At 72.4% G+C, this 10,147-nt stretch carries 7 protein-coding genes; 5 read left to right on the top strand and 2 right to left on the bottom strand.

Annotated features, from left to right (window positions below):
• Positions 1-29: 29 nt before the first annotated feature.
• A complete protein-coding gene (locus ACFVIM_RS28555; RefSeq protein ID WP_384307142.1) occupies positions 30-896 on the bottom strand; it encodes a CAP domain-containing protein in 867 nt (288 codons plus the stop codon).
• Between the two features lie 174 nt (positions 897-1,070).
• On the opposite strand from ACFVIM_RS28555, the gene ACFVIM_RS28550 reads away from it, so the two are divergent.
• The 4 genes from ACFVIM_RS28550 to ACFVIM_RS28535 all read left to right on the top strand — a co-directional run bounded on the left by ACFVIM_RS28550 (position 1,071) and on the right by ACFVIM_RS28535 (position 7,333).
• Entirely contained in the window at positions 1,071-1,352 is a 282-nt protein-coding gene (locus tag ACFVIM_RS28550; RefSeq protein WP_384307139.1) for an acylphosphatase, read from the top strand.
• Between the two features lie 392 nt (positions 1,353-1,744).
• Complete coding sequence (locus ACFVIM_RS28545; RefSeq protein WP_384307137.1) at positions 1,745-1,963, top strand: hypothetical protein; 219 nt, start codon at positions 1,745-1,747, stop codon at positions 1,961-1,963.
• 159 nt (positions 1,964-2,122) lie between these two features.
• Entirely contained in the window at positions 2,123-5,710 is a 3,588-nt protein-coding gene (gene smc, locus ACFVIM_RS28540) for a chromosome segregation protein SMC (RefSeq protein ID WP_384307134.1), read from the top strand.
• 198 nt (positions 5,711-5,908) lie between these two features.
• The gene (locus ACFVIM_RS28535; protein WP_384307131.1) at positions 5,909-7,333 is read left to right on the top strand and encodes a sugar porter family MFS transporter; all 1,425 of its coding nucleotides are present in this window, start codon (positions 5,909-5,911) and stop codon (positions 7,331-7,333) included.
• Positions 7,334-7,377: 44 nt separating this feature from the next.
• Here the strand turns inward: ACFVIM_RS28535 and eis are convergent, their stop codons facing one another.
• Positions 7,378-8,613: an enhanced intracellular survival protein Eis gene (gene eis, locus ACFVIM_RS28530; RefSeq protein ID WP_384307128.1), complete on the bottom strand. Its 1,236-nt coding sequence runs from the start codon at positions 8,611-8,613 to the stop codon at positions 7,378-7,380.
• A gap of 220 nt (positions 8,614-8,833) precedes the next feature.
• Between eis and ftsY the strand changes: the two genes are divergently transcribed.
• Positions 8,834-10,063: a signal recognition particle-docking protein FtsY gene (gene ftsY / locus ACFVIM_RS28525; RefSeq protein WP_384307125.1), complete on the top strand. Its 1,230-nt coding sequence runs from the start codon at positions 8,834-8,836 to the stop codon at positions 10,061-10,063.
• The last annotated feature ends 84 nt before the right edge of the window (positions 10,064-10,147 follow it).

Genomic DNA, 10,147 nt, shown 5'->3' with positions numbered 1-10,147 from the left:
GCCCGCCCCCTCACCCTGGTCCGACCGGGTCAGAAGCCGAAGTTCTGGGTCCACCAGGGGCCGCCCGAGCCCAGGTGGACGCCGACGCCGAGCTTCTTGTACTCGCAGTTGAGGATGTTGGCGCGGTGTCCTTCGCTCTTCATCCAGGCGTTCATCACGGCGCCGGGGTCGGCCTGGCCCCGGGCGATGTTCTCGCCGCCCATATAGGTGATGCCCGCGCGCTTGGCCCGGTCCCAGGGGGTGCGGCCGTCGGGGTCGGTATGCGAGAAGAAGCCGCGCTGGGCCATGTCCGCGCTGAAGTCCCCGGCCAGCGTGGCGAGGGCGGAGTCGAAGCGGACGGGGGAGCAGCCCACCTTGGAGCGCTCCTCGTTGACCAGGGCCAGCACCTGAGCCTCCGCCTCGGTGCCGGAGCCCGGGTTGGATCCCGTCTCCCGGCCGGGCTGCGGCGGTGTGACGGGCCGGCGGTCGGGCGTCGGCTTGGCGGAAGGTTTCTTCGCCGGACCGGGCGGGGTCACCGTCCGCTCGGGTGTGGTCTCGGGGGACCGGGGCGCGGGCACGGTCGGTGAGGGCGGTGGGGGCGGTGCGGGTGCGGCCTTGGCCGGGGCCGTCGGCGCGGTCGAGGGCCGGGCCGACGGCGGGGCCGGACTCGGCGGCGCCGTGGACGGCGTGGTGGGCGACGTACCCGTCTCCGTCCCGCCCGGGGCGGACGGGCCGGGGCTCCCGGAGCTCGCCCGCTGGGCCGGGGAGCGGTCCGAGCCGAGGACGAAGGGGTCCCCGCCGGGCAGCAGCCCGGAGGCGACGACGGCGGTCCCGAGCGCGACAGCCGCGGACGCGCCGAGCAGTCCGACGCGTACGGGGGTGCCCGCGCGCCTCGGGTTGAGTCGATGTCGTCCCATGGCCCTGCCTTCCCACGCTCGGTCGTACGCCCGGGTGCGGGAGGTACGGCCGGACAGCCGAACGCCTCACCCGATCGGATGAGGCTCACTGAGCCCCGGACTGTACGGCATGATCTGTGGGGCGGAGGTGGCTGGTGAGCAAACCGACGCCTCATGGGCCGTTACCGTTCCCTCATGAACGATGGCGCACGGCTTACGGCCTGGGTACGCGGACGAGTGCAGGGAGTAGGGTTCCGCTGGTTCACCAGGGCAAACGCGTTGGAGATCGGAGACCTCACGGGCTTCGCCCTCAACCTGGACGACGGCCGGGTGCAGATCGTGGCGGAGGGGCCACGTGAGAATTGCCACCGTCTGCTGGAGTGGCTGCGCTCCGACGACACACCCGGCCGTGTGGACGGAGTGACGGAGATCTGGGGCACCCCCCGAGGGGGTTACGAGGGCTTCGCGATCCGCTGAGCCGACCGCGTCTCCTGAGGCCGGGACCCTGGGCCGCGACGAGGGTCGGGTGGGGGCCCGCAAGGGAAAACGTCCTGGTGGTTGCCAAGGAAGGCGGGCCGTGCGACGCTGCGGCGTTAAGGATGATCTCCACGCCCCAGGGCCCCGGAGCGCCACCCGCGCCATGGGTTCACCCGCCGCGCGCGCCCGGGTCCGCCCCTCGATACGGGGCGTGATCGTGTTGACCGTCAAACTTTTTGGTGAGACTCTGGAATCCCCGCGCACCTTAGCTGTTTGGCAGTAAGAACCGCAGTGATATCAGCAGTACCTATGCGCTGTCGAGCACCACGGGTGCGAATCCCTCACGACCCACACCGCATCGGTCGGTCACTCAGTGTGGAGGACCATCCATCATGGCAAAGGCGCTTCTCGGTTACGTCGGCGGTTCCGACCCGCGACTTCTCGCCGAGATGCGACGGCTCCAGCAGCGCGTCCAGGACCTTGAATCCGAGCTCATGCGGATTCAGTCCGAGAACGACGCGCTGAACGCTGCCGTCGCCAAGCACCCCGGAGAGTCGCTGCTTGACGGCATCGACATCGACGTACCGCAGGCGGAGCCGGCGCTCACCTAAGCCGATCCGCTGGAAGATCCATCGCGCAAGATATGCAAGGGACGCCTCGGCGTCCCTTCTTTCTTTCCCCCTCTGAACACCGTGGTTCTCACCCTTACCGTCTGATGTGCCCCCCGGCCTCCCGGGTGAAACCGCGTGTGAAAGGTAGAGTCCGGCTGTGTGCACCTCAAGGCCCTGACCCTCCGCGGGTTCAAATCCTTCGCCTCCGCCACGACCCTGCGGTTCGAACCGGGGATCACCTGTGTGGTCGGGCCCAATGGATCCGGTAAGTCCAATGTCGTGGACGCCCTGTCCTGGGTGATGGGGGAGCAGGGTGCGAAGTCGCTGCGCGGCGGCAAGATGGAGGACGTCATCTTCGCCGGGACCACCGGCCGCCCGCCGCTCGGCCGGGCCGAGGTCTCGCTGACCATCGACAACACCGACGGCGCCCTCCCCATCGAGTACGCCGAGGTCACGATCACCCGGACCATGTTCCGCAACGGTGGCAGCGAGTACCAGATCAACGGAGACACCTGCCGGCTGCTGGACATCCAGGAACTGCTCTCCGACTCCGGCATCGGCCGCGAGATGCATGTCATCGTCGGACAGGGCCAGCTCGACTCCGTACTGCACGCCGACCCGATGGGGCGGCGCGCCTTCATCGAGGAGGCCGCCGGAGTCCTCAAACACCGCAAGCGCAAGGAGAAGGCGCTGCGGAAGCTGGAGGCCATGCGCGCCAACCTGGCCCGGGTCCAGGACCTCACCGACGAACTGCGCCGTCAGCTCAAACCGCTCGGCCGCCAGGCCGCCGTCGCCCGCCGTGCCGCCGTCATCCAGGCCGATCTGCGGGACGCGCGGCTGCGGTTGCTCGCCGATGACCTGGTACGGCTGCGGGACGCGCTCCGCTCCGAGATCGCCGACGAGGCCGAGCTCAAGCGGCGCAAGGAGGCCGCCGAAGCCGAACTGAAGGCCGCCCTCGGCCGGGAGGCCGCGCTGGAGGAAGAGGTACGGGTGCTGGCGCCCCGGGTCCAGGAGGCCCGGCGGAACTGGCATGACCTCTCCCAGTTCGCCGAGCGGGTCCGGGGCACCGTCTCCCTCGCCGAGGCACGGGTCACCAGTGCCACCGCCCAGCCTGCCGAGGAGCGGCGCGGCCGTGACCCGGAGGACCTGGAGCGCGAGGCCGCCCGGATCCGGGAGCAGGAGGCCGAACTGACGGCCGCGCTGGAGGCCGCCGAGCGCGCGCTGGAGGACACCGTCGGCCACCGCGCCGAACTGGAGCGCGAACTCGCCGCAGAGGAGCGCCGCCTCAAGGACGCCGCACGCGCCATCGCCGACCGCCGCGAGGGGCTGGCCCGGCTCGGCGGGCAGGTCAGCGCCGCCCGGGGCCGGGTCGCCTCCGCCCAGTCCGAGATCGACCGGCTCACCGAGGCCCATGACGACGCCATCGAACGGGCCACCACCGCGCGGGAGGAGTACGAGCGGCTGCGCGCCGAGGTCGAGGGGCTGGGCGAGGACGAGAACGCGCTGGAGGAGCGGTACGAGAACGCACGGCGCGCGCGGGCCGAGGCCGAGAGCGCGCTCTCCACCGCCCGCGAGGCCCTCGCCGCCGCCGAGCGGGAGCACGCCGCCGTCACCGCGCGACGCGACGCGCTCGCCCTCGGGCTGCGCCGCAAGGACGGTACGGGGGCGCTGCTGACCGCCGGGGAACGGCTGACCGGTGTCCTCGGTCCGGCTTCGGAACTGCTGACGGTGGTACCGGGTCATGAGGTCGCGGTGGCCGCGGCCCTCGGAGCGGCGGCCGACGCGGTGGCCGTCAGCGGGCCCACGGCCGCCGCGGAGGCCCTGCGCTTGCTGCGGAAGACCGACGCGGGCCGGGCCGCCCTGCTGCTGAGCGGCGGCCCCGAGCCATCGGCGGACAGCGGCGGCGCGGAGGGCGGGACCGCGCCGCGGGATCATCACGGTCATCCTCTCGCCGCCGATCTGGTGCGGGGTCCCGAGGAACTGCTGCGGGCCGCGCGGGTGCTGCTGCGCGGGATGGTCGTCGTACCGGAACTCGCGGACGCCGAGGAACTGGTACGGGCCGCACCCCGGCTGACCGCCGTGACCGCCGAGGGCGATCTGCTGGGCGCGCACTTCGCCCAGGGTGGCTCGGCGGGGGCGCCGAGCCTGCTGGAGGTGCGGGCCGCCGTCGACGAGGCCACCGCCGAACTGGCGGAACTGGCCGCGCTCCGGGCGGAGCTGGCCGAGGCGCGCCACGGCGCCACGGCACGCCGGGACATGTGCGCCGCGCAGGTGGAGGAAGTGGGCGAGCGACGGCGGGCCGCCGAGCGGGAGAAGGCCGCCGTCTCCGGACGGCTGGGGCGGCTCTCGGGCCAGGCCCGTGCCGCCGAGGGCGAGGCCGAGCGGACGGCGGCCGCCGTCGCCCGCGCCCGTGCGGCGCTGGAACAGGCCCGCGTGGACGCCGACGAGCTGGCCGAGCGGCTGCTCGTCGCCCAGGAGAACGCGGACGACGCGCCCGAGGAGCCGGACACCCAGAGCCGGGACCGGCTCGCGGCCGACGGCGCCAACGCACGGCAGACGGAGATGGAGGCGCGCCTTCAGCTCCGTACCCATGAGGAGCGGGTGAAGGGGCTCGCGGGGCGGGCCGAGGGGCTGGACCGGGCGGCGCGCGCCGAGCGCGAGAGCCGGGCGCGCGCCGAACAGCGGCGCGTCCGGCTGCGCCATGAGGCCGCCGTCGCCACCGCCGTCGGGTCGGGCGCGCGCCAGTTGCTGGCCCACGCCGAGGTCTCCGTGGGCCGGGCCGAGGCCGCGCGGACCACGGCCGAAGCGGCGCGGGAGGCCCGGGAGTCGGAGCTGACGGCCGCGCGGGCGCGGGGTCGTGACCTCAAGGGCGAGCTGGACAAGCTCACCGACTCCGTCCACCGCGGTGAGGTGCTCGGCGCGGAGAAGCGGCTGCGGATCGAGCAGCTGGAGGCGCGCGCCCTGGAGGAACTGGGCGTGGAGCCGACCGCGCTCATCAGCGAGTACGGCCCCGATCAGCCCGTACCGCCGTCGCCGCCCGCCGAGGGCGAGGAGCTGCCCGCGGATCCCGGCCATCCGCGCCACCAGCCGAGCCCCTTCGTCCGGGCCGGGCAGGAGAAGCGGCTGCGGGCGGCCGAGCGGGCCTATCAGCAGCTCGGGAAGGTCAACCCGCTGGCGCTGGAGGAGTTCGCGGCGCTGGAGGAGCGCCACCAGTTCCTCTCGGAGCAGCTGGAGGATCTGAAGAAGACCCGGGCCGCGCTCCTCCAGGTGGTGAAGGAGGTCGACGAACGGGTCGAGCAGGTCTTCACCGACGCCTACCGGGACACCGCCCGTGAGTTCGAGGGCGTCTTCTCCCGGCTCTTCCCGGGCGGTGAGGGACGGCTGGTGCTGACGGACCCGGCCGACATGCTCACCACCGGTGTGGATGTCGAGGCCCGCCCGCCGGGCAAGAAGGTCAAGCGGCTCTCGCTGCTGTCGGGCGGCGAGCGGTCGCTGACCGCCGTGGCGCTGCTGGTGTCGATCTTCAAGGCGCGGCCCAGTCCCTTCTACGTCATGGACGAGGTCGAGGCGGCCCTGGACGACACCAATCTGCGGCGGCTGATCCGGATCATGCAGGAGCTCCAGGAGGCGTCCCAGCTGATCGTGATCACCCACCAGAAGCGGACGATGGAGGTCGCGGACGCGCTGTACGGGGTCTCCATGCAGGGCGACGGCGTCTCGAAGGTGATCAGCCAGCGGCTGCGGTAGCTCGGCGATCCCCGCTGTCCGTACCGGGAGTGGGCGGCGGTAGTCGGGGCAGACGCGGTGCCAGGGCGGGGGTCAGGCCAACAGACCAGGTCAAGTGGTGGGGCCGGGGAAGCTGTGCGCCACTTGAAGGACCTTCGGCGGGCGCTGGAGCACCCTCGTGGAGCGGCGGCGCCCCCGAGCGACGCCCCAGGAGCACATGTGAGCAGCAGCGCGCAGCCGGGCGGCCCCGCATCGGGCGCCCGCGAGGCCCACCCGGAGCACCTCGGCCATGTCGTCTTCATCACCGCGTCCGCGGCGATGGGCGGTTTCCTCTTCGGATACGACAGCTCGGTCATCAACGGCGCGGTGGAGGCGATCCGCGACCGCTATGACATCGGCTCCGCCGAGCTCGCCCAGGTCATCGCCATCGCCCTGATCGGCTGTGCCATCGGCGCGGCCACGGCCGGCCGGATGGCCGACCGGCTGGGGCGCATCGCGTGTATGCGGATCGCCGCCGTGCTCTTCATGGTGAGCGCGGTCGGTTCGGCGCTGCCGTTCGCCCTGTGGGATCTGGCGTTCTGGCGGATCGTCGGCGGTTTCGCGATCGGGATGGCGTCGGTCATCGGCCCCGCCTATATCGCCGAGGTCTCGCCGCCCGCCTACCGGGGGCGGCTCGCCTCCTTCCAGCAGGCCGCGATCGTGATCGGTATCGCCATCTCCCAGCTGGTCAACTTCGGCATCCTCCAGCTCGCCGACGGCGAGCAGCGCGGGAAGATCGGCGGGCTGGAGGCCTGGCAGTGGATGCTCGGGGTGATGGTGATCCCGGCGATGCTCTACGGGCTGCTGTCGTTCGCCATCCCCGAGTCCCCGCGCTTCCTGGTCTCCGTCGGCAAGACCGGCCGGGCCAAGGACGTCCTCCGGGAGGTCGAGGGGGAACACATCGATCTCGACGCCCGGGTGGCCGAGATCGACCGGGCGATGCGGCGCGAGCACAAGTCGACCTTCAAGGACCTCCTCGGCTCGCGGTTCGGCTTCCTGCCGATCGTCTGGGTGGGCATCGGACTCTCGGTCTTCCAGCAGCTCGTCGGCATCAACGTGGTCTTCTACTACTCCTCCACGCTCTGGCAGTCGGTCGGTATCGACCCGAGCAGCTCGTTCTTCTACTCCTTCACCTCGTCCATCGTGAACATCATCGGTACGGTGATCGCGATGGTGCTGGTCGACCGGATCGGCCGCAGACCGCTGGCGCTCATCGGCTCGGCGGGGATGGCCATCGCCCTGGGCTTCGAGGCGTGGGCCTTCTCCAGCCCGCTGGTCGACGGGAAGCTGCCCAGCGCCCAGGGGACGGTGGCGCTGATCGCCGCCCATGTCTTCGTGCTCTTCTTCGCCCTGTCCTGGGGCGTGGTGGTCTGGGTGCTGCTGGGGGAGATGTTCCCCAACCGGATCCGGGCGGCGGCGCTCGGCGTCGCGGCGTCGGCGCAGTGGATCGCCAACTGGCTGATCACCGCGACCTTCCCCAGCCTGTCGGACTGGAACCTGTCGGCGACCTATGTGATCTACGCCTGCTTCGCCACGCTCTCGATCCCCTTCGTGCTGCGCTTCGTCCAGGAGACGAAGGGCAAGGCGCTGGAGGAGATGGGCTGAGGCCGCCCACCCGAGGGCGGACGGCCTCAGCGTGGCCGGGGTGGCTAGAACTCGTCCGTCGTGTGCGGCAGCAGCGCCGTGCGCGCCGCCTCGCCCAGCCGCCGCGCGGCCCCCGGAGTGTGCTCGGTGACCAGCCCCGCCGCCACCAGTTCCGCCGGGTCGAGATCGCCGAGGTACGCCGCCGCCAGCTCCCGTACGTCGAGAGTGAGGTCGGGGTCGGACGTCGTACGGGTGACCTCGGCCCGGTGGCCGTCGGGGCCCTCCCGGGTCAGCAGCCGATAGCGGCCCGCGTTAGCCGGAACGCCCGCGTCCGTCACCTCAAGCACCAGCTCCACCGGGGCCGACCAGACCCGCCCGCGCAGCGCCGCCGGAACATCGGCCAGCCGCAGCCACAGCGCGGGGAACTCCTGGGTGACCCGCACCTGGTCCCGGTCACCCGCGAAGCGCAGCAGCGGGTCATCGAGCGGGCGGCCCCACGCCCGTACCTTGTCCACCAGGTCGACCGAGGCCACATAGCGCCACAGCGCGGCGGCCACGGCGGGCGAGTCGGCCTCCAGCTCGCCGATGTGGAGGGTGCCCCGCCCCTCGTCGTCGGTGAGCGTCCGGTAGATCACATAGCCCGCGGGCTCCTCGCCCGGATCGCCCAGCGTCACCACGCGCGGCGCGCTGAGGTCGTCGTTCTCCTCGTCCTCCTCGGGGAGGATATGGGTACGCCACCAGAAGTCGTCCCGCGCTATCCGTCCGGCCCGCTCGGCCCGTCCCGCCGCGTGCCGCGCCCCGATCACGGCGGGCGCCTCCTCCGGCGCGATCAGCCGCAGCGGACGCTCGTCGGGGGCGATCCGCAGGTCGAGCGGGGTGTCGGCGTGGATCTCCACGGTGTAGGACCGCGTGGCGGGCTCGAAACCGAACCGACCGTAGATCGTCGCCTCCGACACCCACAGCGCGGCCAGCGGCTGCCCGGCCGCGGCACAGCGCCGCCACAGCTCGTCGATCATGCCACTGAGCACCCCGCGACGGCGGTGGGTCGGCGCCACCGACACGAAGGTCACGCCCGCGCAGGGCAGGTCTCCGCCGGGAACCGACAGCTCCATCGGATGGGCGCCGAGCAGGCCGACGAGCTGACCGTCCTCGTAGGCGCCGACGCGTTCGCAGTGGAGCAGGATCTCGCGATGGCGTTTGCGGACCTCGTCCTCGCAGTCCTTGTCGAGGAAGACGAGGTAGTGCAGGTCGAGGGCGCGGTCGAGATGGGCTTCGGGAATGGTGCGGTACTCCACGGTCATGCCGGGGACGCTAACCGGGGTCCGCCCCGCCCGTCACCGGGTTTTCCGCCTGGTGGGGGCCGGTGAGCCGGGTGTGGCGGGTCCGCTGTGGCGTTCCGGGCTCCCGTACGCGGGCGACCGGGGCCCGCGCGCGGCGGCGCGGTGTCCGGCCCGGAGGGAACGGCGCATCCGGAGCGGGAGCGGTTGGACTGTGGGGGGTGTGCCCGATACTGGGTGGGTTATGGAATTCGTCATCCTTGCAGTAGTCATCGCCCTGGTCGCCGTCGGCGCCATCAGCGGGCTCGTGATCAGCGGCCGCAAGAAGAAGTCGCTGCCCCCCACGCCCCCGCCCTCCACGCCGACCATCACCGCTCCGCCCGCCGAGCCGCACGTCGGCGATGAGGCGGAGACTCCGCGGGAGGAACCCCGCCGGACCATCGAGGAGGTCGGGCTTCCGGCCGCCGGGGGAACCGCCCCGGCCGCCGTCGAGGAACCGGTCTCCGAGGAGGAGGCCGCCGCCGCGGCCGTCCCCGCGATCGAGGTCCCCGAGCCCACCGCCGGACGGCTGGTGCGGCTGCGGGCCCGGCTCGCCCGCTCCCAGAACTCGCTCGGCAAGGGGCTGCTCACCCTGCTCTCCCGGGAGCACCTCGACGAGGACACCTGGGAGGAGATCGAGGAGACGCTGCTCACGGCCGACGTCGGTGTCGCGCCCACCCAGGAGCTGGTGGAGCGGCTGCGCGAGCGGGTGAAGGTGCTCGGCACCCGGAGCCCGGAGGAGCTGCGGAACCTGCTGCGCGAGGAACTGCTCCAGCTCCTGGGCACCGACCTCGACCGCGAGGTCAGGACCGAGAGCGGGGTGGACACCCCGGCCGTGATCATGGTCGTCGGGGTCAACGGCACCGGCAAGACCACCACCACCGGCAAGCTGGCCCGGGTGCTCGTCGCCGATGGACGCTCGGTGGTGCTCGGCGCGGCCGACACCTTCCGCGCCGCCGCCGCCGATCAGCTCCAGACCTGGGGCGAGCGGGTCGGCGCCCGGACCGTGCGCGGCCCCGAGGGCGGCGACCCGGCGTCGATCGCGTTCGATGCGGTGAAGGAGGGCATCGCCGAGGGCGCCGACGTGGTGCTGATCGACACGGCGGGACGGCTCCACACCAAGACCGGTCTGATGGACGAGCTGGGCAAGGTCAAGCGCGTCGTGGAGAAGCACGGGCCGCTGGACGAGGTGCTGCTGGTCCTGGACGCCACCACCGGGCAGAACGGCCTGATCCAGGCGCGGGTCTTCGCCGAGGTCGTGGACATCACGGGCATCGTGCTGACCAAGCTGGACGGCACCGCCAAGGGCGGCATCGTCGTCGCCGTCCAGCGCGAGCTGGGTGTGCCGGTGAAGCTGGTCGGCCTGGGCGAGGGCGCGGACGATCTGGCGCCCTTCGAGCCGGAGGCGTTCGTCGACGCCCTGATCGGCGACTGACCGAGCGTACGCGTCCCAGAGGGCCCTCAGCGGGTCGAGCGGCGGTCCCCGCGGGGAGCGCCATGGCGGAGGGCCGGTCACCGA

This window comes from Streptomyces sp. NPDC057638 (assembly GCF_042800315.1).
Classification (GTDB): domain Bacteria; phylum Actinomycetota; class Actinomycetes; order Streptomycetales; family Streptomycetaceae; genus Streptomyces.
The sequence above is the reverse complement of the archived record's forward strand: the minus strand, read 5'-3'. Positions and strand labels throughout refer to the sequence as shown.

What these genes read in the sequence shown, in the direction of transcription:
- ACFVIM_RS28555 (WP_384307142.1), bottom strand. Translation starts at nt 896, where the DNA reads ATGGGACGACATCGACTCAACCCGAGGCGCGCGGGCACCCCCGTACGC.
- ACFVIM_RS28550 (WP_384307139.1), top strand. Translation starts at nt 1,071, where the DNA reads ATGAACGATGGCGCACGGCTTACGGCCTGGGTACGCGGACGAGTGCAG.
- eis (WP_384307128.1), bottom strand. Translation starts at nt 8,613, where the DNA reads ATGACCGTGGAGTACCGCACCATTCCCGAAGCCCATCTCGACCGCGCC.
- ftsY (WP_384307125.1), top strand. Translation starts at nt 8,834, where the DNA reads ATGGAATTCGTCATCCTTGCAGTAGTCATCGCCCTGGTCGCCGTCGGC.
- ACFVIM_RS28545 (WP_384307137.1), top strand. Translation starts at nt 1,745, where the DNA reads ATGGCAAAGGCGCTTCTCGGTTACGTCGGCGGTTCCGACCCGCGACTT.